Consider the following 26,988-nt stretch of genomic DNA (forward strand, 5'->3'; position numbering starts at 1 on the left):
GTGCGCGGGCCCGGTTCAAGGGGTTTCGGCGCGCTGCCCCCCCCGGGAGCGAGCGCGCCGCGGGGCGCGGCCGCGAGCAGCAGCGCCCCGCCCGCGGCCGTGTCGACTGAGCACGGACGCACCGCCTCGACGCCGCGCCCCGAGAAGGTCATCGCCAGCGCGAACGCGAGCAGCAGAGGCGCGTGTCGACCGCTCCAGGGCGCGAAGAGAGGCTCACTCCTTCGTCACGGTGATGATGAAATCACCGACGTAGGTTCCCTCCTTCTTCCCCGTCAGCGACGCGGCGAGATCACCCGTCTGGGCGGCGTAGACCCCTTTGCCGGTGCCCGTGTAGCGACCGAGCGTTGCGCTCTCGAACGTCAGATCGAAATCCACCGAGGTCGGGACCGACGCGTCGATGGCCCCCGAGATGGTGCCTTTCTCTCCAGGAGCGCCGCTCCCGGCGAGACCGGTCGTCGTACCCGAGACCACTCCGGGGCCGGACAGGCTCAGGGTCGTCGTCACGGAAACGGGCGGATCGGTGTTCGCGATGACGATCTCGCCGTTATAGGTCCCCGCGAGCTGGGTCTGTTCTGCGTCGTCCGGCCCCTCGTCCTCGGAGCCGCAGCCGACCGCCACCAGCGCCAGTACCCCTACGATCGCTGCCTTGACCAATTGGTATCTCATGAAAACTCCTCGAAGATCGGCCAACAACGCTAGACGAACCCATCGGGTCGAGGCAAGCGCAGAGTGAGGCGAGATACGCCTCATTTCTTCTTGGGGTTCTCGTTCTTCTCTGCTTCCTTGAGGAGCTCCCTGAGGCGCGCCTTCTTCTGGTCGTCCGTGCGATAGCCCATCCACGTTGAATCGAGCTTTGCCTTGGGAAAGTGCTTCGATTTATACAGCCTGTTGAGCGCCTTCTTCTCGCCGGGGGTGAGCTGGTCGGCGACGCGGCGCACGTCCTGCTCGAGATCGACCTTCGCCGCCTGGTACCTCTGCTGCGCCTCGGCGTTCTGGCGAGCCTGCTCCCTGAGCTTCGCCTCGCGAAAGTGGGTCAGTCGAAGGTCGCCGATGACGATCAGGGGACCTCGCGGCGCGGAGAAGGCGCACTATCCGGTGCTGGTGATGCGCGCTGTGGGCACAGGCACGGACCCCCGGCGCCGCCATGCGACCTTGTAAGCGCATGTCCGCGACTGGCTCTCCGCGATAGTTGCGCAGTCCGCGATTCCCAGGGTCCCGTCTTCAGGATACGCTCTGGGCATGCCCCGGTCCCTGGCCCAAGCGCGTCGCCCGAGAGGCACACCGACGCGTCTGGGAGACAGAGGCGGCACGGAGGTGCTCGATCGTGTTCCAGCCATCCTCGTTCGATTCACAACCCGATTCCCAGAGAAGAGACGGCGCGCGCGCCGCGGCCGCGCTCGCTGATCGACCCGCAGACTCCCGCCCAGCCTCCTCGCGCCGCGCCGGACGGATGCGAGGCCGCCTCGTCGGCGGGCGTTACCGGCTCGAGCTCCCGCTCGGGCGCGGCGCCATGGGCGAGGTCTGGCGCGCGCACGACAGCGTCCGGCGCGTCGACGTCGCGCTGAAGTTCCTCGTTGTCGCGCGGAGCGGCCGGAACCTCGACGCGATCGAGCGGTTCCGCCTGGAGGCGCGGGTCGCGGCGCAGCTCGGGCAGAAGACCAGCGGCGTCGTCGCCGTGCACGACGCCGGGGAGGACCCGGCGGCCGGGCCGTACCTCGTGATGGAGTACGTGCGCGGCAGGTCGCTGCGGCAGCTGCTCCAGGAGCGGGGGACGATGCCGGCCGTCGAGCTCACGGCGCTCCTCCGGCAGCTCGGAGAGGCGCTGTCGGTGGCGCACGGCCTCGGCATCGTGCACCGCGACATCAAGCCGGCGAACATCCTGCTCATCGAGGGGAGCGACGGGCACCTCCGCGCCAAGATCGCCGATTTCGGGATCGCCAAGTGGGTCGGGCAGGATCGGCCGGTCGACTTCCGCCGCCGGACCGCGGACGGGGTGGTGCTCGGCACGCCCGCATACCTGAGCCCGGAGCACACGTGCGACGGGCAGGCGGGCCCGCAGCTCGACATGTGGTCGCTCGCGGTCGTCGCGCACGAGGCGCTGACCGGGCAGCAGCCGTTCCCGGGGCGCAACCTGGCCGCCGTGCTCGCGGCCATCCTGGTCAGCGGGCGCCCCCCGCTGGCCACGGTGTGCCCGGGAGCGCCGCCCGCCCTGGAGGCGTGGTTCGCGCGCGCGTTCGCCATCAGCCCGTCGGAGCGGTTCCCCAGCGTGGAGGCGATGATCGCCGCCTTCGCGGCCGCGGCCGGCGCGCCGGTGGCGATGCCCGCTGCGGCGCGAGCGCAGCGTCGTCCACGGCGCCTGCGCCTCGCGGCAGCCGGCGCGGCCGCGGCGCTCGGGGTGACGCTCGCCGCGGGCCCCCTGTGGGAACGGATCGAGGCCGCCGGCGCGCGCGGCGGCGTCGACGAGGCCATCCGCAGCGCCACGCAGATCGCCGGGCGCGCCGTCCATGCGGCGCAGGCCGTGACAGCGCGCCTCCTGGAACGGCAGGGCACAACGCCCTGATCGCGGAACTCGCGCCGCATTCGCCTCGCCAGGACGCGTGCACGCCGTCCAGGAACTCTGGCGCGCCGTCCAGGAACCGGGCCGGGCCGTCCAGGAACTCTGGCGCGCCGTCCAGGAACTCTGGCGCGCCGTCCAGGAACTCTGGCGCGCCATCCAGGAACCGGGCGGGGCCGTCCAGGAACTCCGGCGCGCCGTCCAGGAACCGGGCCGGGCCGTCCAGGAACGCTGGCGCGCGGTCTGCTGCATCCGGCCAACGGGCACGTCTTCAATGCGCCATCCGCGCTCGTGACCAAGCGGGAGGCGAGCAACCCGTCCACGTCGACGTGGGGAGAGGGGTCCTGCTTCGCCGTCGTCGAGTACGGATGGATAGAGTCAGGGGGCTAGGACAATCAAACGGCTTCCGCAAAATCAAGCCCTCGCTGCTGCTCGCGTCTCATACAGCCATGCTGGAGCTGACAGACGATTAGGGTTTGCATCGTGGTCTCCATCGCGGTGATGGGCACGAGCCGCCGCGCCGGCGGCGCGGCGCCTGTGCGGCCCGCGGCGCACGGCCCGGCGCTCGTTGAGGGGCTGAGGGGCGGCTCCGGCGGGGTCGGGACGCGCGGAGCTCGCGCCGGCCCCCGGGCGACTACCGCGTCATCCAAGGACGATCGAGCCCACCGCTCGCGTCGACACGCTGCCGGAGCCTTGCCGCTCGCCGGCGCCCGCAGGCTCTGCTGAGATCGCCCACGCTCAGTAGGTGCGTGCCGAAGCGTCCCTGATGCCTCCGGGAAAGCGGGGACATCGGTGTTCGGGCCCCAACTGGACTTCTTGTCCTCCTTGCGGTAAGGCTGTATAAACGACGCTGGGAGTGTAACCGGATGCTTGAGATGAAGAGGAACACCCAAACGCGACCGAACTTCTGCGCCTTTCTCGTCGTCGCCGCCACCCTCGCTGCGGGGGCAGGATGCACCGCTCCCGACCGGCATTTCTCGGACAGCGGCGCGGGTGGCGGAACGGGCGGCGGTCCGATCGATGCGCAGGGCGGCGGGGGCGACGGCGCGTCCGGTGGGGGCGGCGGAGGCGGGGGCGGCGGGGGCGCGTCCGACGGTGGAGGCGGGGGCGGCGGTGGTGATCCTGGATGTCAGATCCCGCCAGACAGCCCCACGCTCGCCGACGCCATCATGGTGGCTGCGGGCGGCAACCATACGTGCGCGATCCGGCATGACGGCTCTCTCTACTGCTGGGGGGACAACTCGTTCGGCCAGCTGGGTGTTCCGCAGGCGATGGCGGTCTCCTCGAGCACGCCGGTGAGAGTGCTTTTTCCCGCGTCGCTCGGCACGGCGACGATCACGCAGATCGCGTTGACCGAGCAGGCGACCTTCGCCATCGACAGCCAGCTCCGACTCTGGGCCTGGGGAAACAACGAGACCGGCATCCTCGCGAATGGCTCCAAGGACTCGATGGCCCACGACGCCCCGGCGATCGTCAATGACGGTACGGCCCCGTTGCTCGTGCGCAAGATCGCGCCCGAATGGTACTCGGCGTGCGCGCTCACCTCGACCAGCAGCATTTACTGCTGGGGGGCCAACCTGTTCTCGAGCCTCGGGCCGGATGCGACCGGCGAGGAGAGCCTCGTCCCGGTCAAGGCGTTCAGCTTCACCGCGACGGCCGGTCCGAGGGCCATCCTCGCGCGGGGTATCGGCTCGATAGGCAGCTGTTTCTCGACCGGGGCCGCGGAGGACGGGCTGCGTTGCTGGGGCGCGATGGGCGGCGGATATATCCTCACGAACACCCCCGCCGGCTCCGAGGGCGGCGCGAACTACAGCGCGCACATGCCGCTCATCGAGGCGGGAGCGACGATGCCCCTCTCCGATATCTCCTACGGCACGAACTTCGGCTGTGCGCGCGACGACGTGGGAGGCATCTTCTGCTGGGGGACGAACAACAGCTCAGGTCAGCACGGCGCCGAGGCTCCCCCGGCCGGGACGGCGGCTGCGATCCCGGGTGTCTGGGGTCCGATGTCCACCGGCTACGTCTTCGTCTGCGCGATCGACGACCAAAGGCAGCTCCGCTGCCGTGGCAGCAACGAGCAAGGGCAGCTCGGTCGCAGCACGCCGATGACGGGCGACAATGCGCGAATGGAACCCGTCGTGCTCGGCGACGGCAGGGCCCTCGCCAAGGTCGTCGCGGTGAGCGCCGGCTTCTTCCACACGTGCGCGATCGTCGAGGGGGCGTGCGGCCCCACGGGCCCTGGCCAGGTCCTGTGCTGGGGCAGAGGCACCCTGGGTCAGCTCGGCGACGGCACCGGGACGAGCTCCGCGATCCCCGTCGAGGTGAAGGCGCCCTGAGCGCTCTCGCGGTCCTGTCACGCACCGTCACGCCGGCATCTCCTCCCTACCTCAGGAACGGCCGGAACTCGTCGGGCAGGACGCCCCGATCGGCGGCGCTCCGGAGCGCGTCGCGGCAAACGGCGCACGCCGGGGCGTGCTCGCGGTAGCTGTCCGTAAGGCCGTCGACGCGGAAGATGCCGGCGGCCGCGGCCTCCGTGTCCGGGTGCACGTGGAACTGGACCGGCACGCCGAGCGCATAGAGCGGCTCGCCGTCGCGCCGCAGCGCATAGAGCGAGAAGGACGCGTCGTCGCGCGTGCGCCACCCGTCGATGGAATAGAGACAGGGCGCCTCCCCCGCGACGCTCGCGTGCCGGCGCAGAAAGCACATGTCGCCCGCGTACGAGACGAGCTCGTCGAGGTCGGTCGCCAGCGAGACGGGGATCGCGCGCTCGATCCACCGCTCGAAGGTGAGCCACACGGCCGCGAGGACCTTCGGGTCGGAAGCAGCGTGCTCGTCCACCACGAGCACGCCGTCGGAGGCGCTCGCCTCCGTGGGACCGCGCACGCCGTAGATCGACGCCAGGGCCGAGAGCGCGACCTCGGCGTCGAGCGGCGCGCCGGCGCGCTCCTCGTCGCACGCGGCCGCGAAGACCGCGGCGTCGATCTGGGTGGCGAGCCCGGCGCGGCGCAGGCGCGCGAGCGCATCCTCGGGGCGCAGGAGGGTCGTCATGTCGTCATGTTATCCGCTCGATGCCACCGCGGGAGCTCGGCTCGCGCCCCCGGGGCACCCTCGCGGCAGGGTGCACGATCCCGCCGTGGAAAGGTAGCGCCGCCCGGTCCGGCGCCGCCGGAGGCCGAGCCCCCGGAAGACGCGCCGGCCGCCGGCGCTCTCAGTAAGCCAGCGCTCGGCAGTGAAGTTCGACCCTCCGGATCTGCCCCGCGACCGTGTCGTACTGGAGATCCAGGCCCGTCATCACCTCCTGGGCCGGGCAGCTCAGGGTCACGATGCTCCCGGCGTACCCGATCGCCCAGGCGGTGTAGGAAGGCGCGGCGACGTCGAGGGCCATCCCGGTCGCGTCCTTGTGAGCGTACGCGATGCGCACGTCCTTCACGTGCGTGTTGCCGCCGCCCACCCTGAGCTGCAATCCGATGGGATAGGAGTCGATCGCGGGGACCTGAGCCCAGTGCAGGCCGGGGCGGTAGCTGGCCGCAGAGAAGATGTTCGCGTACCCGAGATTGCCGGTCCGCGGAAGGGCGGGAGCCGGGAGGTCGAACTCCCGGCACATGCCGTTCATGCTGGCGATGAACTCGGCCGGATTGGCGATGGGCTCCTCGTTCACGCTGAGGTCAGTCAGCAGGTATCCTTCACCGTAGTCGCGGTTGCAGTGAATGAACCCCGAGTCGAGATTCGCGACCAGGCCCGAATTCCACGTCGCGTTCGACGCGACGGTGCTGACGATCCAGTTCTCCGAGAGGGGCGGGGCGTCCACCGCGAGATCGGGGTCGGTCGCGTCGACGGCGCAGCCGGCCGCGAACAGGGCGAAGAGCGCGAATGCAGAGCGAGCGATGCGCATGACGATGTCTCCTCAGCTATCTTGTTGTCGAGGCAGAGGCGCCGGCCGCCCAGCGGGCCAGGATGGCCCGGTCGCGGCGGCGCCCCGCGACGCCGCGACATCGCAAGCACCTTGCCAGCGCCGGGCGGACGCGACGCCGTGGCACCCGCCACGGCCATCGCGGCGGCGCCGCGCGCTCCGCGGAAGGCCCTCGACCCGGCAGCCCGCGCGTCGGCGCGCGGCGGAGGCCATGAATGTCGCCCTCGCGGCACGGCAGCGCCACGCCGGCGCCCCCTGACACACGCCGGCTGTCCCCTGTCACATCGCCGCTGTCACATCGCCCCCTGTCACACCCCCTGTGGCAGGGACAGTGGCAGCGCGCCCCGCGTACCAGGCCGCGGCGCCGCTCAGGGCGCCACCCGGCGCAGCGCGCCGCCCGCGGCCGGGAGCGGCGCGCGCTCACTCGTCCCGTCGAGCCTCCCGGCGAACGCGTCGGTCACGAACACCCCCGCCCCGGTCGGACCGGGCGCCCAGCGGCGCAGCGCCTCGGGCACGGCCGCGTGCAGCAGAAGGCGCGGGAGGACGTCAGGGCGCGCACCGGCCCGCGCGCCGAGCTCCGCCCAGAGCTCGAGGACCCACCCGAGCGCCCGCTCCGGCGCGCGCTCGTACGGCGCGGGCAGCGTCGCCAGCAGCGCGTCGGCGCTCTCGACCACGAGCGTCGCCCCGATCCGGAAGAGCGCCGCCCGCGCCGCCTGGAGCAGGCGCTCCACGTCGGCGAGCGCCTCGTCGCCGGCGTCGTCCGGCGCGGCCAGCCGGGCCTCGACGAGCAGCGCGGCGCCGGGCCCGCGCGGCTCGTCGAGGCCGCAGGGCGCCGGCGCCGCGCCCCCGGGGCCCGGCCCGGCGACGGCCCCGCGCAGGGCCGCGAGCAGCTCGGAGACGCTCGCGTACCGGTCCGCCGGCTCCTTCGCCAGGCAGCGGCGCACCACGGCGTCGAACGCGGCCGACACGGGCGCGCGCTCGCTCGGGCGGGGCGGCGGCGCGCGCAGGTGCATCTCCTCGGTCTCGACCGCATCCGCGCCCTGGAACGGCAGCTCGGCCGTCACGAGCTGGTAGGCGAGCAGGCCGACCGCATAGATGTCCGTGCGCGCGTCCACCGCGCCGCCGAGGATCTGCTCCGGCGCCATCGTGAGCGGCGTGCCGAGGATCAGGCTGCTGCTCTTTTCACCGCGCTCGCCACCGCGCCCGCCACCGCGCCCGCCGCCCGGCGGGCGGAGGAGCTTGGCGATGCCGAAATCGACGAGCTTGATGCCCCGCGCGCCGCCCCCGCCGGCGACGGGGCGGATCATGACGTTCTGGGCCTTCACGTCGCGGTGCACGACGCCGATCGCGTGCGCGGCCGCGAGCGCGCCGCCGACCTCCTCGAGCAGCGCGACCGCCTCGGACGGCGAGAGGGCGCCGCGCGCGCGCAGCTCGGCCGCGAGGCTCCGGCCCTCGACCCACTCCATCGCGATGTACGGCCGGCCGTCGTCGAGCGCGCCGACGCCGCGGATCTCGACGATCGACGGGTGCCTGAGCCGCGCGAGCACCTCCGCCTCCTGCTGGAAGCGCCGGAGCATCGCCGGCAGGAGCGACAGCTCGCGGCGGAGCACCTTCAGCGCGACCGCCGCGCCGCCCCCGAGCGGCCAGGCGCGGTGCACGACGCCGAAGCCGCCCGCGAGGCGCACCTCGTCGAGCAGGTAGCCCCCGACCACGGCGCCGGCGGGGAGCGCGTCGCCGGCGGCGGTCGTCTGCAGCTCCTCCGGGCGACCCGAGATGACGGCGGTCTCTTCAGGGATGAGCTCGGCAGGCGGCAACATGGCAACCTACCCCAGTATACTCGCGCGTCATGCGCTGCTCCGAGTGCCATCGCCGCCTGCCCGGGCAGGCCGGCGCCGCGTGCCCGGGGCACCCGCTCGCGCCGCCGCCGGTGAGCGGCGCCGCCGAGGCGGTCGATCCTCCGGAGCCGCCCCCGCGCATCCCGGGGTTCCGCGTCGAGCAGATGCTCGGCGAGGGCGGGTTCGCGCGCGTCTACGCGGCGACGCGCGAGGACGACGGCCGCGCCGTGGCGCTCAAGGTGGCGCGGGGGCAGGACGACGGCCGGATCGCGCGCGAGGCCGCAGCGCTCGCCCGCCTCGCGCCCCCGCTGGCGCCCGCGCTGCTCGGCCGCGGTCACGCCGCCGACCGCCGCCCGTTCCTCGCGCTGGAGCGGCTCGAGGGCAGCTCGCTCGCGTCGCGCCTCGCGGACCTGCCGGGCGCGGGCGCGATGTCGCTCGAGGAGGCGGCGGCGCTCGTGCGCGCGCTCGCGGCGGCGCTCGACGCGGTGCACGACGCCGGCCTCGTGCACCGCGACCTCAAGCCCGAGAACGTGTGGCTGCGGCCCGGGGGAGAGGTCGCGCTGATCGACTTCGGCCTCGCGGCGCCGGCGCGCGATGCGGACGGCGCGAAGGGCGCGCTCGGGCCCGACCTGACGCGCACCGGCGCGGTCCTCGGGACGGCGGCGTACATGGCGCCGGAGCAGTGCCTCGGCGCGGGCGGCGTGGGCCCGCGGGCGGACGTCTACGCGCTCGGCGCGGTGATCTTCGAGCTGCTCACCGGCCGGCCGCCGTTCGTGGGCGAGGCGGCGGAGGTGCGGCAGGCCCATGTGGCGCGCCGGCCGGATCCGCCCTCGTCGTTCGCGCGGCTCCCGCCGGCCGCCGACGAGGCTGTCCTCCGCTGCCTGGCGAAGGACCCCGAGGCTCGCCCGGCCCGCGCGGGCGACGTGGCGCGCGCGCTCACGGCCTCGCTGGAGGCGCGCGCTGCCGTGTACAGCGGGCGCGCAGCCAGCGCCGACGCGCGCGCGCCCGCCGCCGGCCAGCGCCGGCCCGTGGCGCTGCTCGCCCTGCGCACGGGCGAGCGCACCGGCGCGCTCGTCGTCGTCGACACCGCGCGCGACGAAGGCGGCATCCTGGCGCGCTTTCGCGGGGAGCACACGGTGCTCGCCTTCCCCGCCGCCGCGGGGCCGAGCGATGGGGTGCGCGCGGCGGTGCGCGCAGCCCGGCGCCTCCTCGCTGCCGGCCTGGCGGCGCCACCCCTCGTTGTCCACCTGGCGCAGCTCCGGGTGCGCGAGGGCGCGCACGGCATCACGCTCGCGGGCACCGCGCTGGAGACCGCCGAGGCGTGGGGGGCCGGCCCGGAGAACGCAGGCGCCGCGCCGCCGGTCCTCCTCACGGCCGAAGCCCAGCGCGCGCTCGCGGAGGACCCGCACGACACGCCCGCCGATCCGCACGACGCGCCCCCCGATCCGCACGACACGCCCCCCGGCGAGCCCGGCGAGACCGCCCTGCGCGGACGCGACGCCGCGCTCGCCGCGGCCGTCGCCGCCGTAACGGAGGCGCTCGCCGGCGGCGGGCCGGCGCTCGTCACCGTGCTCGGCGCGGAGGGGCACGGCAAGACCCGCTTCCTCGGCGCGCTCGCGGCCGCGCTCCGCGCCGGCGGCGCGACCGTGCACGCCGCGGACGCACCCGGACCGGAAGAGGCCGAGCGCGGCGCGACCCTCGTCGCGCTCCTGCGGGCCGCCCTGGACCTCCCGGCCAGCGGCGCGCTCGACGCGACCGTCGACGCGGCGCTCGCCCGCCACCTGGGCGCGCCGGAGGCCGCCCGCGCGTGGCCGGCCGTGGGGCTCGCCTTCGGGCGGATCGCCGGCCGGGATCCCGCGGCCGCGCCCCTGCTCGAGGCGGCGGGCGCGCGCCGCCACGCCGAGGCGCGGGCGCTCGCCGCCGTCCTCGCCGCCGCCGCGCCGCTCGCGCTGCTGCTCGACGACGCCGACCGCGCAGACGCGGCCGCGCTCGACGCGCTCGAGCTGGCCACCGCGGAGGGCAGCCCGGCGCGCCTCGCGATCGTGCTCGCGGCCCGGCCGTCGATCGCGTCGCTCCGTCCGGGCCTGGGCGAGCGCGCCGCCCGCCGCCTCACGCTCGACCTCGGCCCGCTCGACGCCGAGGCCGCGGGCGCGCTCCTCCAGGACCACCTGCGCCCGGTGGAGTTCGTCCCGCGCGCCGCGCTCGATCACCTGCGCGCGCTCGGGCGCGGCGTCCCGCGCGATCTCGTGGAGGTCGCCTGCGCCCTGCGCGTCGGCGGCGCGATCCGGCGCGCCCGGGGCGGCGAGGGCTGGACCCTCGCGCCGCACGAGCTGCTCTCCCTCTCCGCCGCGCCGCTCGGCGAGCGCCTCGCCGCGCGCGCGCTCGCGGCCCTCCCGCCGCCGCTCGTGGACCTGCTCGAGCGCGCGGCGATCCTCGGCGACGACCTCTCCCCGGCCGAGATCGAGGGCGCCCTCGACGCCGCGGGCGCGCCGCCGCCGGCCGGCGCGCTGGACCCCGGCGTCGGCCTCGCGCGCCTCGCCCGGGCCGGCGTGCTCGTCGCGCTCCCGACGTCGCCGCCGCGGTACGCCTTCCGGCACCCGCTCCTGCGCGAGGCCGTCGAGGCGCGCATCCCGCCCGCCCGCCGCCGCGCGCTGCACGCCGCCGTCCTCCGGCGCCTCCTCGGCGCGCCGTCCGCCGCGGGATCGCGCGCCCGGATCGCCCGCCACGCCGCGGCCGCGGGCGACGCGGCCACCGCCGCGGAGGCGCACGCCGACCTCGCGGACGAGGCGCTCGCCCGGCACGACGTCGTCGAGGCCGAGCAGCGCTTCACCGCGGCCCTGCGCCTCTTCGACGGCGGCGACGCCGCAGCCCGCGGCCGGGCCCTCGCCGGCCGCGGCCGGGCGCGCTACCGCCTGCAGCGCCTCGGCGAGTCGCTCGCCGATCTGCGCGCCGCCCGGGCGCTCGCCGAGGCCGCGGGCGACCGGGGCCGCGCGGCCGAGCTCCTGCTCGAGGAGGCGACCGCGCTCGACTGGCTCGAGGACTTCCCCGCCTCGGCGGCGGCCGCGGCGCGCGCGGCGGAGCTCTGCGCGGGCCTCGGCGACGCCCGCCTCGACGCGCGCTGCCTGCTCGCGAGCGGCCGCTCGGACTGCCGCGGCCAGCGCGTCGACGACGGGATCCCCAGGCTGGAGCAGGCCGCCCGCGGCGCGCTCGCCCTCGGCGACCACGAGGCGCACGTCATCGCGCGGCTGCTGCTCGTCGGCTCGCTCTCGGTGGCCGGCCGCCTCGACGAGGCCGAGCGCCACGGCGAGGCCGTCGTCGAGGCCTGCCTGCGCGCCGGCGACGTCTTCCACCTCTGCACCGCGTACATCAACCGGCTCTTCATGTGGGTGAAGCGGCGCGACGAGGGCCGCGCCCTCGAGGACCAGCGGGAGGCGGTCCGCCTCGCCCGCGAGCTCGGCCACGCCCAGCTCGAGCGCATGGCCACGTTGAACCTGTCCGAGCTGCGCTACTGGATGGGCGCGCTGGACGAGGCCCTCCCGCTCGCGCGCCGCAGCCTCGACCTCCAGCGACGCTTCTTCAACCAGCGCCCTTCGCCGGACGACGCCCTCCTCCTCGCCCGCATCCACCTCGCCCGCGGCGCGTACGACGAGGCGGCCAGGCACCTGGCCGAGGCCCGCGCGAGCCTCCCCGAGCTCGACCTCACCCCCTGTGCCCGGACGCTGGCACGCCTGGTGCAACAGGCCCTGGACGACCGGGCAGCCGGTCGGTTCGACGCTGCGGCGTGGCGCGCGCTCGTGCAGGAGGCGCGGCACACCGCGATCCTCCATGAGCACGCCGAGGCGCTGTACGGCGCGGTCCTCTCGGCCCTCCGGGCGGGCGCCGCGGGCGAGGCGCTCGTGTTCCTGGAGGAGGCGAGGGCGGCCTCGGCGGGCTTCTGGGAGCAGCGGTTCGACGGGATCGAGCGCGCGCTCCTCGCGCCCGGATCGCCCGTCACCGCGTGAACCGGTCCGCCGTCTCGCCGGGACACAGAAAGGAATCTGACCACGTCATGATCTACCGGATCCATGGATTGCTTGTGCTCTGTCTCGGGCTCTCGATCGCCGGCGCCGGCGCGGGGTGCGTCGTCTCCGGCGGCGACGCCCCCTCGCTCGACGGGCCGCTGGTCTCCGTGCGGGGGGCCGGCACCGGGCCGGCCCCCACCGGGCCGGCCGGCACCGGGCCGGCCGGCAGCGCGTCGGCCGGCGATCTGGTCGCGTCGTGGGCGGACGCGGTGCAGGGCGTGTACGGCAACGGCCTCTCCGCCAGGGCGCTCACCCGCAACGCGCTGATCACGAACGCGCGCGCCAATCCCGTCATGGTGAGCGTCCCGCTCGCGACCGAGAGCTACGCCGACATCGGCGGTGAGCCCGAGCTCCGCTTCCAGCTTCGCCACGAGCCCACGCGCGAGGTGATGCGCTATCTCGCCTCCTGCGCCCTGGAGCCGGACCAGAGCCTCTCGTATACCGACACATCGACAGGCGAGAAAACCACATTTCCGGGCGAGATCGGGATCTGCCCTCAGTGGGCCACGGGCCCGGCGGGGGCGAAGTGCCGGCAGCTCATCACGGCGTGCCTGCTCTCGCGGGTGAACGCCGTGGGCCGCAATGTCACCCTCTCGATGCGAGGCCAGGCGTTCCCGGAGCATCGGCCGGGGCTCCTCACGCCGGCGCCGTCCGTACGCGTGGTGACCGTCACGGAGAACAGCGATGTCATCCCGAGCTTCGCGCGGTGCACGACCGAGATCTCGGGCGCATCGCGCGACTGTGGCTGGACGGCCGGGCACATCGGCTCCTGCACCCCGGGCTCGCACGTGTACCTCGGCGTCGGCGGCGAGCCGCTCGGCGACTGTGATGCCGACCCATCGAGCGCCGTCGGGCTGTCCCCCGGCGACACGGTCGTTCGCGTCTGCAGCGGCATCCGCGGCTGCGACACCAGCTCACCCGACCACATCGAGCCGGGCGAGGCGCGGTGCAGCGGGCGCAGCGAGCCCGCGCTCCACTTCGTCTGCCCCGCCAGCGGCCACTTCAGCGTCATGAACGGCCCGCGGACGAGCGGCCGCGCCGCCGCCGGCGCCCCGGGCCTGGGGAGGGTCCTTGGCGCGGTGGTCCAGCAGCACATGCGCTTCAGCGTCACGAGCCACCCGCAGCCGCACCCCACGCCGCCGCCCGGCGCCGTCTCCATCCTCGAGGCGTCGTTCGAAGACGCGGAGTATCCGGCGCCGGAGGCGCGCGTCTTTCGCTGGCGCGAGGGCGCGTTCTACGGGAGCTTCTGGGGCGAGAACCCGCTCGACGACGTGCTCACGACGGGGATGAACGAGGTGACGAAAGACGGCGTATTCCATGGTGCTCGGGCCTCCGGACAATCCGTGTTTCGACATGCCTTCGCCTGCACGGGCGAATACTGGACCGATCAGGCAGCCTACGTGGAACACCGCCTCTGCGCCGGCGCCGGGGAGGAAAAAGACTGCGTGGCGACCTCCGTGGGCGCCTGCGGCGACGCACACGCCTTCACGGACTGTCCGCCGCTCGATCAATGCTCCGTCGCCGACGGGGGGCTCGTCGAGGGCGACGGCGATTTCCAGGAGTGCAAGGGCAGCGGTGGTGGCACATGGCACCATCCGATCACGGTCTATCTCAACCACCCGTCGGACGTCATCCGGGACTCCCCCTTTGCGCGGTTCGTGTCCGGCGCGCTGTTCATCGACGCGCCGCTCTGCCGTTGAGCGGCGGCCGCTCGGCCGTCCCGCGGCGCGCTCGGCCGCCCCGCGGCGCGCTCAGCCGTCCCGGTAGTCGGCGGGCTCGATGCCGTAGCGCGCGATCCAGCGGTGGATCTGCGTTCGCCCCTTGCCCATCGCCCTCGCCACCGCGCTGATGTTCCCCCGGTGCTCGCGCAAGAGGCGGATCAGCGCCTCGCGCCGCTCCTGATCGTCCGCGCCGGGCCGCGGCCGCTCGCTCGGCGGGGCCTCGGGCCTCGAGGCCTCGGGCGGGAGGCTGCTGCGCGGCACGGCGACGGGCGGCGGCAGGTGGTCGAGCTCCACCCTGCCGCTGCCCGCGAGCACGATCGCGGTCGCCAGGCACTTCTCCAGCTCGCGGACGTTGAGCCGCCACTCGCGCAGGAGGAGCACGCGCGCCGCCTCGCAGCTCAGCGAGATCTCCCCTGCCCGGTCCGGGGCGGCGCGGCGGAGCAGGGCGGCGATGAGCAGGCCGAGGTCCTCCCGGCGCTTTCGCAGGGGTGGCAGCTCGAGCACGAACCCCGACAGGCGCGCGAAGAGATCGCCCCGGAAGTCGCCGCGCTCCACCATCGCCGGCAGGTCGCGGTGCGTGGCGACGACCACGCGGAGGTCGACCTTCACCGGGCGCGTCGCGCCGACCGCCACGACCTCCGACTCCTGCAGCACGCGCAGAAACGCGGTCTGCGACGCCGCGGGCAGATCGCCGATCTCGTCGAGGAAGAGCGTGCCCCGGTCGGCGGTGCGGATGAGGCCGGGCCGGTCCTCGCCCGCGCCCGAGAAGGCGCCCTTCTTGTGGCCGAACAGCTCGGACTCGATGAGGCTGTCGGGCAGCGCGCCGCAGTTGATGGCGACGAACGGCCCCGGCCGCCCCGAGAGCGCGTGGACGGCGCGCGAGACGACCTCCTTGCCGGTGCCGCTCTCGCCCTGGAGGACGACGGGGATGTTCGCGGGCGCGACGGCCCGGAGCGACGCGAAGCGCTCGGCCAGCGCGGGCGAGAAGGTGGCGAGCCCGAACGGCTGATCCGGCGCCGAGGTCGCGTCGCAGAGCGCCTCGTCGGGCGCGGCGATCTCGCGGAACAGAAAGAACGTGTGCCCGAGCTCGATCAGGTCCCCCTCGGCCAGGAGCGCGCTCCGCTGGGGCACGCCGTTCACGAAGGTGCCGTTCGTCGAGCCGAGGTCCTCCAGGCGGAGCCGGCCGCCCTCGCGCGTGATCCGCGCGTGCCGCGACGACACCCAGCCGTCCTCGAGGCGCACGTCGAGCAGCGCCCGCTCCCCCTCGGACCGCCGGCCGATCGAGCGCACCGGGCCTCGCCCGAACCCCACCTCGTCGACCCCGTCGAGCGGCAGCCGCGCCGGCGCGTCCAGCGGCCGCTGGCACTGCAAGACGAGGAACAGGAACGGCCGCGGCTCGGCGCCCGAGCCGGCGCGCCGCTGGGTGCGGACCAGCGTCGTCGGCTCGTCGCGCGCCGCGCTCATGCTGCCCCTCTCCGCCCGCGGGAGGACGCACGCGGAGGCGGCGCCGGGAAGTCGACCTGTGCCTGCATGCCCCAGGTCGACGATCTACCATGCCCCGCCGGCCTGCGGCGCTTCATGGTGCCTCGCGGCCGTGTCGCCGGGCGCGGCGCGCCCCCGGGACGTCAGGGTCGCCTGATCGCGGTGAGCAGCGGTGTCGCGGTGATGCCGCGCCTCGAGCTCCGCCCGCCGGCCGGCCGCCGTGCGGGGCGATCAGCGATACGGCCCGTGCGGGCTCGGCGCCGCGAGCGCGGAGACGATCGCGATCGCGCGCTCGATCCGGTCCCGCCCCGTCTCGAGCTGGCCGAAGACGAGCGTTACAGCGGCCTCGTCGCCCACGACCGCCGCCGGGTGGAGCGCGGCGATCTCGCGCCGAAGCTCGTCGCCGAGGCGCTGCATCACCCGGTCGGGCGCTTCCGCCAGCACCTCGTAGGCCCGCGGCAGGGCGTCGTCGCCGGACGGACCTCGGGCGCCCCTGGCCGAGCCGCGCCTGGGCCGTCGCCTCAGGGTGAATCGCTCCGAGGGCGACGCGGCGCGGGCGGCGCGGACGCGGGTGCCGAAAGCGCCCTTCTTCCCTTCCCGGCCGAACTCCACGGTGAGCAGCCTGCTGCGGTGCTCGATCTCGATGGTCATCTCGCCCTCGGACGAGGCGGCGCCGGACAGCAGCCGCCCGCCGAGCTCCTGCGAGAGCGCCCGCAGCTCCTTCGAGAGCGCCCGGCCGCGGCCGGCGACGAGCGCGGCGGCGCGGATGGCGCTCACGAGCTTCTCGGCGTCGTCCTCCAGCCCGGCGCGGATGGCGGTGAGCCGGTGCGACTCGAGCGTGAGCTGGTAGTCGGCGGCCGCGCGGAGCGCCTCGCGCAGCGGCGGCGTGAGCCACCAGCGCGCGAGCGTCGGGATGCTGGCCTTGACGACGAAGGCGCCGTCCAGCGCCGGGTCGCCGACGTCCACCTGCCTCGCCCGGAAGGCCCCGCCGCTCGCCCGGCGCAGCCGCTGCTCGTGGACCCGGAGCCTGAGGCCCGACGGGTTCCGCGCCGAACCGGTGATGCGGGTGTGGTACCGCACGACGGACGCATCGCCGTGATCGATGTCGTGGTCGACGAGCAACGCGACGTTCTCGAAGACCACGGAAATCTGCATCCGGGGGTCTCCCCGCTGGCCCGGCCCTGACTTGAACTCGCCGCCGACCAGGGCCGCGGCGCGCTGCCAGATGGGCCGCGCGATCCGCCATCGGGCCTCGGCTGCCCGCCTTGCCTCCTGCCGCGCCTGCGCGAAGCACCTCGCGAGCCCCGCGATTCCCGAGAGGATCATCAGGACGAAAATGGGCTCCATCCTCCGCCATCCTACACTCCCCGCCGGGCGCGCGCCCAGGCGTGAAGAGCCGGATTGCTGGCGGCGCTGTCGCGATCTCGAGTCCGGTGCGGCCCTCGAGAGGGCTCGGGATCTACCGGTGACCGAGCGTGAGGCCCCGGGAAGCTGCGGCACCGGCGTGGCGACCGAGGTCGGTCTACCGATCGCCGTGGATCACGAGGTGGTAGATGTCGCCAGCGGACACACCGGAGATGGGACCCGGTACCTGTCAGTGTTCACGGTCTCGTACAGGGTCACGCCCCCTGCCGACGGAGCTGTCGGTCCAGCGATAGTCCAAGTCGAGACCGGCGGCGGCGAGCACAGCCGCCGACAGCGCGGCCGTCCCCCACCAGAGCGCGCGGAGCAGCTCGCGCTTCAGGGGGAGAAGGAAGTTCAATGGAGGGGGGACAGAGAAGCTCGATGTGGGAAAAGGAAGTTCAATGTAGATGAGGGAGAGGCAAGGTCAAACGCTTCGGAGACGTCAAGTCCCAACTGCGGCCCTGCCCTGGGCTGAGAGAACATCTCTCTATGCGATCCGGCCTCTCTGGAAAAGCGACACCGCAACAACAACTTATCTATGCATCGACGCGGCCGCCTTCACTCAACAGCCTTCGGGAGTTGACATCCGCTATGTGAGCGTTCACATTGACGCTCGTCGGTATTCTCTTGCTTCGAACGATGAGATTTAGATCTCCACCGAGCTCTTCGGAGCGCTGAGCCTCAGCGCCGGCGACGATGCCGTCCCGAGGGGGGTCGGCACGTCCGACGACAACCCGCGCACGGGGCTCGACGCTGCCGACAACGGCTCGATCAAGGACACCTGACCGACGCGGTGGGGGAGAAGGAGGTCCAACCGCTTCGGAGACGTCAAGCCCCAACTGCGGGAGCTGCCCTGGGTTGACAGAGCATCTTTCCATGTGATCCGGCCCCATGGGAAAGCGACACCATATCAACAACTCATCCATGGGTCGAAGGGGCCGCCTTCACGCCACAGCCTACGACATGCCCGCTTGGGTACAGGAGAACCTCATGAGAATGCGATTTGAACGATGGCCCCTGCTGGCGACGCTCGCGCTCAGCGCGTGCGTCTCCGCCGAGCAGCTCGATGAAGACGGCTACGAGTTCGACGAACTGGCTGAAAGCATCACCATCGATACCGCGGCGACCTACACGATCGTCGGCGTCCAGAGTGGAAAATGCGTCGAGGTGGCTGGAGGCAGCACCGCTGACGCAGCGGCCTTGCAGATCGCCAGCTGCAACGGCTCGACGCGGCAACAGTTCCGCATGGAATCGACAGGCGGCAGCTACTATCGCATCCGCAACGTCAACAGCAGCCGGTGCATGGACGTCGCGAGCGCCTCCACCAGCGACGGCGCCCGCATCCAGCAATATTCCTGCTGGAGTGGGGAAAACCAGCAGTGGTCGTTCACGGACGTCGCCAGCGGCGTCGTGCGCCTCACTGCGCGCAACAGCGGCAAGTCCCTGGACGTCTACGGCCGCGGCACCGCGGACGGCACCGCCGTGATTCAATGGGCGTCGAACGGCGGGACCAATCAGCAATTCCGAATCACGCCCGTGAGCTCGGGCTCGGGCACGGGCAGCGGCGGCAGCGGCGGCAGCGGCGGCAGCGGCGGCAGCGGCGGCAGCGGCGGCAGCGGCGGCAGCGGTGGCGGTGGCGGCGGCGGCAAGTTCGTCGGTAACATCACCACTGGCGGGCAGGTGCGAGCGGATCTGTCCCGATACTGGAACCAGATCACCCCGGAGAACGAGGGCAAGTGGGGCTCCGTCGAATCCACGCGGGACGTCATGAACTGGGCCGGCATGGACCGAGTCCGGAATTACGCTCGCGAAAAGGGCATTCCCTACAAGGGCCACACCCTGATCTGGGGTGCCCAGCAGCCGGGCTGGCTCGCCGGTCTGTCGCAAAGCGAGCAACGCGCAGAGGTAGAAGAGTGGATCCAGGCGTTCTGCCAGCGCTACCCGGACGTCGCCATCATCGACGTCGTGAACGAGCCGCCCCCGCACACCACCCCGGTGTACATGAACGCCCTCGGCGGCGCGGGCTCGAGCGGCCACGACTGGATCGTGCAATCTTTCAAATGGGCGCGGCAGTACTGCCCGAACGCCATTTTGCTGCTCAACGACTACAACAACATCGAGTACAGCAGTGACAATCAGAACACGATCAATATCGTCAATCGGATCCGGGCGGCAGGGGCTCCCATCGATGGCATCGGAGCTCAAGCCCACGCAGCGTTCTCGATGCCGACCAGCACGGTGAAAGGCTTCCTCGACCGGCTCGCCGGCACCGGTCTACCGGTTTACATCACCGAGTACGATATCGCCCTGGCGAACGACGCGCAGCAGCTCAGCGTGATGCAGAGCCAGTTCCCCATGTTCTACGACCATCCGAGCGTGAGAGGCATCACGCTGTGGGGGTACGTCAGCGGCCAGACGTGGGTGGCCAACTCAGGGCTCATGAGCAGCAGCGGCCAGATGCGGCCCGCCATGTCCTGGCTGATGAACACCCTGGGGCGCTGACGCTGAGCGCGCTGACGCGCGGTTCACCCAGATCCGCGCGCCCGGAGATCGCTGCGCAGACTCGCCCGCCTGGTCGCAGGCCGACGGAGTCTACCCGTAGGTGCAGAGTTTGCGCAGCCGATCCCGGGCGCCTTCAATGTGTCTTGCTTCCCGCTTCGTATACCTTTGAACAGAGGGGATAATGATGAGAATCCGATTTAGACGATGGTCGCTGGTCACGACGTTCGCCGCCACGGCTGCGTGCGTCTCCGCCGAGCAGCTCGATGAAGACGGCCACGAGTTCGGCGAACTGGCTGAAAGCATCACCATCGACACCGCGGCGACCTACACGCTCGTCGGCGTCCAGAGTGGAAAATGCGTCGAGGTGGCTGGAGGCAGCACCGCTGACGCAGCGGCCTTGCAGATCGCCAGCTGCAACGGCTCGACGCGGCAACAGTTCCGCATGGAATCGACAGGCGGCGGCTACTATCGCATCCGCAACGTCAACAGCAACCGGTGCATGGACGTCGCGGGCGCCTCCACCAGCGACGGCGCCCGCATCCAGCAATACTCCTGCTGGAGTGGGGAAAACCAGCAGTGGTCGTTCACGGACGTCGCCAGCGGCGTCGTGCGCCTCACTGCGCGCAACAGCGGCAAGTCCCTGGACGTCTACGGCCGCGGCACCGCGGACGGCACCGCCGTGATTCAATGGGCGTGGAGCGGCGGGACCAATCAGCAATTCCGAATCACGCCCGTGAGCTCGGGCTCGGGCTCGGGCAGCGGGGGCAGCGGCGGCAGCGGCGGCAGCGGCGGCAGCGGCGGCAGCGGCGGCGGCGGCGGCAGCGGCGGCAGCGGGGGCGGCGAAGGCTGCGGCTTGCCCACCACCTTCCGCTGGAAGTCGAGCGGCATGCTGGTGAGCCCGAAGTCCGACGCGACTCACAATATCGTGTCCATCAAAGATCCGACGGTCTCCTTCTTCAACGATCGATGGCACATCTACGCCACCACGGCGAACACCGCCGGGAACTGGCAGATGACTTACCTGAACTTCACCGATTGGTCCCAGGCCGCGTCCGCGCCGCATTACTACATGGATCGCACGCCTGGCTTCAGCGGCTATCGGTGCGCGCCGCAGATGTTCTTCTTCAAGCCTCAGAACAAGTGGTACCTCATCTATCAAGCGCAGCCGCCGCAGTTCTCCACGACCAGCGACCCGAGTCGCCCGGAAACCTGGACCAGACCCCAGAACTTCTTCGCGTCCACGCCGGCCGGCATGCCCAGCCTGCCCATCGATTACTGGGTGATCTGCGACAGCGCCAACTGTTACCTCTTCTTCACCGGCGACGACGGTCGGATGTACCGCAGCCAGACCACCGTGCAGAATTTTCCGAACGGGTTTGGCCCGATCTCGATCGCCCTTCAGGACTCGAATCGCAACAATCTGTTCGAGGGGAGCTCCACGTACAAGATCAAAGGCACGAACAAGTACTTGACCTTGATCGAGGCCATCGGCCCGACGGGCGCCAGGTTCTATCGCTCATTCACCGCGGATCGCCTCGATGGCACGTGGACCCCGCTCGCGCATACCTGGAACGCGCCGTTCGCAGGTCAAAACAACGTCACCTACGCGCCGGGCGCGGCTGACTGGAGCGATGACGTCAGCCATGGCGAGCTGGTGCGCGATGGCAACGACGAAACTGCGACGATCGACACCTGCAATCTGCAGTTCCTGTATCAAGGACGCAATCCGAGCTCGGGCGGCGAATACTCGCAGCTCCCGTATCGCCTCGGCTTGTTGCAGGCGGATCGCTAGAGCGACAAACGGGTTGAAACCCCGACAAAAAGCAGGAATTTCACAGGGAGGCGAGGAGGCGGGGAGCGAGAGACGGCGAGAGGGAGAGATTCTTTTTTTTCTTCCTCCCCGCCTCCTCGCCTCCCTGTGAAAATTCTCCGGGTTTCAACATGATTGGTGGTCTAGAGGCACATCTTCGAGCGTAGGTGGACTGGCGCCGCGACCGGATCGCGGCGCAGTCCATGTGCGTCGCGGCGGCGGGCCGCTCGATCACGAGGTGGGTCGTCGTCGATCCGGGGACGATGGGGCGGCGCGCGCAGGCCGGCGAGCGCCTGCGGAGCGCCTCCTCCCGACGCCGCGATGCGCGCTCAGACCTGGATGCCCGCGAGCGGTGACGTGACCCGCCCCGCGTCGAGACCGATCTCCGTCGAGCTCGAGCCCATGACCTGGGCGATCGTCAGGAGCGCTTTGCTCAGGTTATCGCCGGGGAAGTTGTGATGCTCGTCGCCGCGCAGCCGTCCTCCGGCTTTCCCCGCGAGGAGCACCGGCCATTCTGCCTTCGTGTGTACCTTACCCCAGGCGGTGTCGGACGTGACGAACACGAGCGTGTTGTCGAGCAGGTTCGAGCTGCCGTGTGGCGTGCTCTTGAGCTTCGTCAAGAACTCGTTCAGGCAGCGCATCGTGTAGATCACGCCCTTGTCGACGCGAGGCTGACCCGATTGATCTCCGGCATCCCCGTGACAGATGGTGTCGTGAAAGTCGTCGTTCATATCCTGCGCGAGGTGCCGGTAGTAGACGTGCGCGGCGGGCAGCGAGAACATGAACGAGAGCACGCGGGTCCTCTCGCAGGCGAGCGCGAGCGCCGAGAGCTCGACCATGGCCGTGTTGACCTGCGGGGGCGCTTCGCTCTGCGAGTCCTTGCCGGCGGTGGGGGCCGTCGGGCTGCTGCATGCGGGCGGCGTGCCGCCGCCGGGCGCCGTCGTCTCGAGGCGCCGCTCGATGGCGCGGATCGACTCGAGGTGCTGCTCCACGCGCTGCTTGTCGGCCGCCCCGAGCCGTTGCTGCAGGCTCGCGCCGTCTTGCAGGATCGAGTCGAGCACGCTCCTCCGGACGTTCGCGAGCTTCGTGGCCTGGTCCGCGCCTTCGTCGCTCGGCGCGGGCGTGCCGCCCATGAACAGCCGATTGAACACGGCCCTCGGATCGAACTCCGGGTTGTTGCGCGAGTTCGGTCCCTTGTGTGAGACCGTATGCAGCGAGTCCGGAGCGCCGCCCGGCGTCGCCGGCGTCAATCCCACCTCCAGAGAGCGGTACGGCGCCCCCTCGGAGATGAGGTTCGCGACGACCTGGTCGATGGATGGGGCCCGCACGGCGTTCCCGCTGAGCGGCGCGCCGGTCGTGGCCCCCGCCGACCCCGTGGGGTGCTCGGAGCCGGATACAACGAGCTTGTTCTCGAGGCCGCTGATCACCGTGAGATGAGACTTGTGCTCCGCGAGCGGCTGGAGCTGGGGACTGAGCTCCCAGGCCGAACCGGAGCCCGTGCGCGCCGGCTTCCAGCGGCCGGGCAGCGTACCGTTCCCGAAGAACCAGGTGACGTAGAGCGGCGAGACCGGGGTGTTCGACTGGGCGAACGCCGTGCCGCTCTGGTTCAGCATGATCTCCAGCAGTGGGAGCGGGATGGTGACGGCGGCGCCCGTCGCCAGCATGCCCCGGAGAATAGTCCGTCGGTCCAAAGCTTTGATGGTCATGGGGGTACCGTGCGTTCAGGGTTGGGGGGCGACGGATGAGAAGGCTTCGTTCGTCACGACGTCGATGACCAGCTCGCGCAGCTTGAGCCCCGACGCCTCGAACGAAGCGGCCAGCGTGTTCAGCACGCTGCCGTCCACGGCTCGCTCTTCGTGGCCTGCTGCATACGAGTAGTACTTGCGGACGAGGCATCGAGCGACCTCGTCGCTCGCGCTGACGGTCATGCCGAGCTCGCGCGCGTCGGCGACCGGCACGCCGTCGAAGTCGCCGCTGGGGTCGATCGGCAAGCCGTGGTCGGTCGTGCGGTAACGGCCGATCGCGTCGAACGTCTCGAGCGGCAGGCCGAGCGGGTCCATGTAGGCATGACAGGCGGCGCAGGCAGGAGCGGTCCGGTGGGCTTCGAGCCGCTGACGTTTCGTGAGGGGCCTGTCCGCAGGCGGCTCCGGGAGCTCGAGCGCGACGTTACCGGGGGGCGGCCGTACGGGCGTGCACATGAGGGCGTCACGCATGAACTTGCCGCGCAACGTGGGCGACCCCTCTTTCTGGTTGGCGAACTGCGAGAGGAAGCCGGCTTTGCCGAGGATCCCGACGCGCGGGCCGTCCGCGGGCAACGAGCGAACCTCGAAGGTGCTCGAGCTCAGGCCGGTCGTGTCGAGGCCGTAGACCTCGGCGAGCTCCGTGTTGACGACGACCTTCGTGGTCGAGAACAGGTCGAGCGCGCTCACTTGCTCATCGAACGCGAGGACCTCCCAGGTGCCCCGCATGTCGCGAACCATCGCCGCCTTCAGCGCGGCGCCGTACTCCGGAAACAGCGCCGAGTCCTTGGCCTGCGTGCCGATTCGATCGAGCCGCATGTACTCCTCGGCGAAGGCACCGATGGCCTCGCGTCCAGCGGGCGCGTCGAGCAGCCGCGTCGCCGCGGCACGAATACCCTCGACGGTGTCGAGCATCCCGCTCGCGGCCTCGTCGAGCAACGCCTTGTCCGGCAGGCTGTTCCACACGAGAAACGAGAGCCGGGACGCCATCTCGTAGCCCGTCACGCGAAGCGACCCATCGGCGCTCGGAGCTCCGAGCTCCGGACGATACAGAAAGTTCGGCGACGAGAAGAGAGCCACCGTCGCCCAGCGGGCACCCTCGACGGCGCTGCCGAGCTCGGTCGCGGCCTCGCTGGCGACCGCCGCGAGCCTGTCGACCTCGGCTGTCTCGAGCGGGCGGCGCCACGCTCGAAGCCCCAGCACCTGGAGGAAACCGCGTACGCAAGCGTCGTCTTGCGCGCCGCTGGGCGTGCAACCGATGAACTGCTCCCGCTTCGCGGAATCCTTGAACACCGCGTCCACCGCGCTCTCGATGGCCGTGTGGTACTGCTCGACGCCTCGTTCCGAAGTCACGACGGTCGCGGCGCCGATGACCGCAAAGTTTCCGTTCCAGCTGTCGGAGTCGAGCGCATCGAGATTGACCTCCACGCCGAACACGTCGCGCACGGCGTTGCGGAATTGCGTTCTCGTCAAACGACGCAGCATCCCGACCGCGGGTTGGAACGGCGGAGGGGCCGAGCTCGTCGACGATCCATCGTCTTCGGCGGGGGATCCCCCAGCGCCATCCACCGAATCACCCAGCGTGCCCGTGCACGCGGCCGCGAACGCGAGCGCACAAACGGCGGCGACTTCTCTTGAGGAACGGAGCTCGTGCCCCGACGGCTTCTTCATCTTGCTCTCCGATACTGCGAGGGGTGACGACGCACGGGTACCCACATCTGGCGACGATGCCTGAGAGCAACTGCTCGCACTGCGATGCCCATCTCGCCCGGCGTGACGGAACGTAGAGCACCTGACCGCGATCCCCGGTGGATCACCGCTGGCGGAACGCCAAGGACCCTTATCGGCGATCGCTTTCGCGGCGACCGAACGGAACCCGTGCCGAAGCCGGTCAGACGACGAAGGCCTCGGCACGCAGGACGACCCCGCAGGGCAAAGCCAAAGGATACCCCGTGCAAAATGTGAACGATCACATTTCGTATGTCAAACCCAAACGACCGGCCCGACGGGGATCCTCGAGCCCGAGGTGCGGACAACGCTGGCGGGCTCCTCCGGAGCGCCGCGTCACGGGGGGCGGGCGCCGGACCGCGGTGATCGCCGGCCCGATGCGCTCGATGCCGACCAGCGCACCGACGGCTGGCGCTCGATGCCGCAGGCGGCCGGCGCCCTGGGTATCGCCTCTTGTACGCGGCGACTCGGGCGCGTGCTCCGGCCAAGAGCTCGCCCCGCATCGGTCGATTTGGATTGACGTGCGAAATGTGAGCGTTCACATTTGCGGAACTGCGATGGGGTGGCCGAGCTTTCCTTTCACCTGGTCAGGAGACGTCCGATGTCGAGAAGCATGAAGCTGATGGGTGCCGTGATAATGAGCGTCGGCATTGGCTTTGCAGTCGGCTTTGCCGGCGGCTTTGCGGGCGCAGCATGGGCCGCGAGCGGAACGGCGGACGTCCCCGCATCGGTCGCCGAGGGCAAGGATTTCGGCTGCGGCGCAAAAGGACAGAAAGCCTGTCCCATGCAGGGCTGGATGAAGACGGTGATGCAGTCGGCGACCACGAGCGGCGACGGCGCGAAGATCGCGTCGGCGCTGGACTACGTGGCGTCGAAGCCGCCGCCCGGGATGCCGAAGTGGGTCGCGATCTCGAAGGAAGGCGCGGAGAAGGCCAAGAAGGGCGATATCGACGGCGCCAAGGCGAGCTGCAAGGCCTGCCACGATCTGTACAAGGCGGAGTACAAGGCCAAGCTCCGCGACGCCACCTTCTGAGGCGCCGCGCCCTGTTCTCGCCCTCTCCGCTCCTCGCGCAGGGCGCGCGCTCCTTCCAGCCCCTGGCCCTACCGTCGGGTCGACTCACATCGAGCGTTGACAGGCGCGCCGTCGGCCACCGGCGTCGCGCGCTGCGAGGTGCCCATGCCCACATCTGCCCAAGGTCCGAAGTCGAGCGAACCCCTCACCCCCGTGCGCTGGGGCGTCCTCGGGGCGAGCAGCTTCGCGTTGAAGGTCAGCCTGCCCAGCATGAGGCGGGGGCCCCTGACCCAGCTCGCCGCGCTGGCGTCGCGCGACATCGGCAAGGCGCGCGCCGCCGCGCAGTCGCTCGGGATTCCGAAGGCGTACGGCAGCTACGATGAGCTGCTCGACGATCCGGAGATCGAGGCCATCTACAACCCGCTGCCCAACCACCTGCACGTGAAGTGGACGGCGCGCGCGGCACGCGCCGGCAAGCACGTCCTGTGCGAAAAGCCGATCGCGCTCAGCGCCAAGGACGCCGCGGCGCTCGTCGACGTCCAGCACGAGACGGGCAAGCGGATCGCCGAAGCGTTCATGATCCGCTACCACCCGCAGTGGCATCAGGCCAGGGACTGGGTGCGAAGCGGCCAGATCGGCGGCCTGGTCAGCGTCCAGGCGGCGTTCTCGTATTTCAACCGCGACGCCGTCAACATCCGCAACAGGAGGGAAGTCGGGGGCGGCGCGCTCTACGACATCGGCTGCTACGCGGTGAACATGTCGCGCTTCCTGTTCGGACGCGAGCCCCTGCGGGCGATGGCGCTCGTCGAGCGCGATCCCGAGTTCGGCACCGATCGCTTGACCTCGGGCCTGCTCGACTACGGCGGCGCGCACCTGACGTTCACGTGCAGCACGCAGGCCGTGGCCTACCAGCGCGTGAACGCGCTTGGTACCAGGGGCCGCATCGAGATCGAGATCCCGTTCAACGCGCCCGCCGACCAGCCCTGCAAGCTCTTCCTCGATGACGGCTCGACGCTGAACTGCAGCTCGGCCCAGGTCACCTCAACTGACGTCGTCGACCAGTACCACCTCCAGAGCGAGGCGTTCTCGCGCGCCATCCGCACGGGAGGCCCCGTCGAGAACCCGATCGCGGTCGCGGCCGGCAACATGCGGGTCATCGACGCGCTCTTCCGCTCCGCCGAGAGCGGGCGCTGGGAGAAGATCTAGCGGCGCCCGCAGCGCCCGGCGTCG

General features: G+C 71.7%; 18 protein-coding genes. 9 read left to right on the forward strand and 9 right to left on the reverse strand.

From position 1 onward, the window contains the following. Positions 1-213 precede the first annotated feature (213 nt). Entirely contained in the window at positions 214-654 is a 441-nt protein-coding gene (locus WMF36_RS24325) for a hypothetical protein (RefSeq protein ID WP_437573125.1), read from the reverse strand. A gap of 92 nt (positions 655-746) precedes the next feature. Next, entirely contained in the window at positions 747-938 is a 192-nt protein-coding gene (locus WMF36_RS24330; protein WP_437573126.1) for a hypothetical protein, read from the reverse strand. Positions 939-1,450: 512 nt separating this feature from the next. Between WMF36_RS24330 and WMF36_RS24335 the strand changes: the two genes are divergently transcribed. From WMF36_RS24335 to WMF36_RS24345, 3 genes are all read left to right on the forward strand, one after another. Further along, positions 1,451-2,560: a serine/threonine-protein kinase gene (locus WMF36_RS24335; RefSeq protein WP_437573127.1), complete on the forward strand. Its 1,110-nt coding sequence runs from the start codon at positions 1,451-1,453 to the stop codon at positions 2,558-2,560. Between the two features lie 37 nt (positions 2,561-2,597). Beyond that, positions 2,598-2,849: a hypothetical protein gene (locus tag WMF36_RS24340; RefSeq protein WP_437573128.1), complete on the forward strand. Its 252-nt coding sequence runs from the start codon at positions 2,598-2,600 to the stop codon at positions 2,847-2,849. 580 nt (positions 2,850-3,429) lie between these two features. Beyond that, the gene (locus WMF36_RS24345) at positions 3,430-4,890 is read left to right on the forward strand and encodes an RCC1 domain-containing protein (protein ID WP_437573129.1); all 1,461 of its coding nucleotides are present in this window, start codon (positions 3,430-3,432) and stop codon (positions 4,888-4,890) included. Positions 4,891-4,936: 46 nt separating this feature from the next. Here the strand turns inward: WMF36_RS24345 and WMF36_RS24350 are convergent, their stop codons facing one another. The 3 genes from WMF36_RS24350 to WMF36_RS24360 form a co-directional block, all read right to left on the reverse strand. Further along, a complete protein-coding gene (locus tag WMF36_RS24350) occupies positions 4,937-5,602 on the reverse strand; it encodes a hypothetical protein (RefSeq protein WP_437573130.1) in 666 nt (221 codons plus the stop codon). 160 nt (positions 5,603-5,762) lie between these two features. Beyond that, positions 5,763-6,446 carry a hypothetical protein gene (locus tag WMF36_RS24355; RefSeq protein WP_437573131.1) on the reverse strand — a complete coding sequence of 228 codons (684 nt, stop codon included), beginning with the start codon at positions 6,444-6,446 and terminating at the stop codon, positions 5,763-5,765. 386 nt (positions 6,447-6,832) lie between these two features. After that, entirely contained in the window at positions 6,833-8,281 is a 1,449-nt protein-coding gene (locus tag WMF36_RS24360; protein WP_437573132.1) for a serine/threonine-protein kinase, read from the reverse strand. Between the two features lie 29 nt (positions 8,282-8,310). Between WMF36_RS24360 and WMF36_RS24365 the strand changes: the two genes are divergently transcribed. Then, on the forward strand, positions 8,311-12,300 hold the full coding sequence (locus tag WMF36_RS24365) for a protein kinase domain-containing protein (protein WP_437573133.1): 3,990 nt from the start codon (positions 8,311-8,313) through the stop codon (positions 12,298-12,300). Positions 12,301-12,347: 47 nt separating this feature from the next. Next, complete coding sequence (locus tag WMF36_RS24370; RefSeq protein ID WP_437573134.1) at positions 12,348-14,060, forward strand: hypothetical protein; 1,713 nt, start codon at positions 12,348-12,350, stop codon at positions 14,058-14,060. Positions 14,061-14,111: 51 nt separating this feature from the next. Here WMF36_RS24370 and WMF36_RS24375 read toward each other — a convergent pair whose 3' ends face one another. After that, entirely contained in the window at positions 14,112-15,545 is a 1,434-nt protein-coding gene (locus WMF36_RS24375; RefSeq protein ID WP_437573135.1) for a sigma 54-interacting transcriptional regulator, read from the reverse strand. A 249-nt stretch (positions 15,546-15,794) separates the two neighbouring features. Beyond that, positions 15,795-16,910: a hypothetical protein gene (locus WMF36_RS24380; RefSeq protein WP_437573136.1), complete on the reverse strand. Its 1,116-nt coding sequence runs from the start codon at positions 16,908-16,910 to the stop codon at positions 15,795-15,797. Between the two features lie 1,047 nt (positions 16,911-17,957). Here WMF36_RS24380 and WMF36_RS24385 point away from each other — a divergent pair. Together WMF36_RS24385 and WMF36_RS24390 are read left to right on the forward strand one after the other, a co-directional pair. After that, positions 17,958-19,469, forward strand: a complete 1,512-nt coding sequence (locus WMF36_RS24385) for an endo-1,4-beta-xylanase (protein ID WP_437573137.1) — start codon at positions 17,958-17,960, stop codon at positions 19,467-19,469. A 181-nt stretch (positions 19,470-19,650) separates the two neighbouring features. Next, entirely contained in the window at positions 19,651-21,261 is a 1,611-nt protein-coding gene (locus tag WMF36_RS24390) for a non-reducing end alpha-L-arabinofuranosidase family hydrolase (protein ID WP_437573138.1), read from the forward strand. A 347-nt stretch (positions 21,262-21,608) separates the two neighbouring features. Here the strand turns inward: WMF36_RS24390 and WMF36_RS24395 are convergent, their stop codons facing one another. Both WMF36_RS24395 and WMF36_RS24400 read right to left on the reverse strand, forming a co-directional pair. Then, the gene (locus tag WMF36_RS24395; protein WP_437573139.1) at positions 21,609-22,943 is read right to left on the reverse strand and encodes a DUF1552 domain-containing protein; all 1,335 of its coding nucleotides are present in this window, start codon (positions 22,941-22,943) and stop codon (positions 21,609-21,611) included. 57 nt (positions 22,944-23,000) lie between these two features. Next, the gene (locus WMF36_RS24400; RefSeq protein WP_437573140.1) at positions 23,001-24,491 is read right to left on the reverse strand and encodes a DUF1592 domain-containing protein; all 1,491 of its coding nucleotides are present in this window, start codon (positions 24,489-24,491) and stop codon (positions 23,001-23,003) included. A gap of 817 nt (positions 24,492-25,308) precedes the next feature. On the opposite strand from WMF36_RS24400, the gene WMF36_RS24405 reads away from it, so the two are divergent. Both WMF36_RS24405 and WMF36_RS24410 read left to right on the forward strand, forming a co-directional pair. Then, positions 25,309-25,779, forward strand: a complete 471-nt coding sequence (locus WMF36_RS24405) for a hypothetical protein (protein ID WP_437573141.1) — start codon at positions 25,309-25,311, stop codon at positions 25,777-25,779. A 144-nt stretch (positions 25,780-25,923) separates the two neighbouring features. Continuing rightward, positions 25,924-26,964, forward strand: coding sequence for a Gfo/Idh/MocA family protein (locus WMF36_RS24410; RefSeq protein WP_437573142.1), 1,041 nt, complete (start codon positions 25,924-25,926; stop codon positions 26,962-26,964). Positions 26,965-26,988 lie beyond the last annotated feature (24 nt).

It is taken from the genome of Sorangium sp. So ce887, assembly GCF_051521455.1.
Classification (GTDB): Bacteria; Myxococcota_A; Polyangia; order Polyangiales; family Polyangiaceae; genus Sorangium.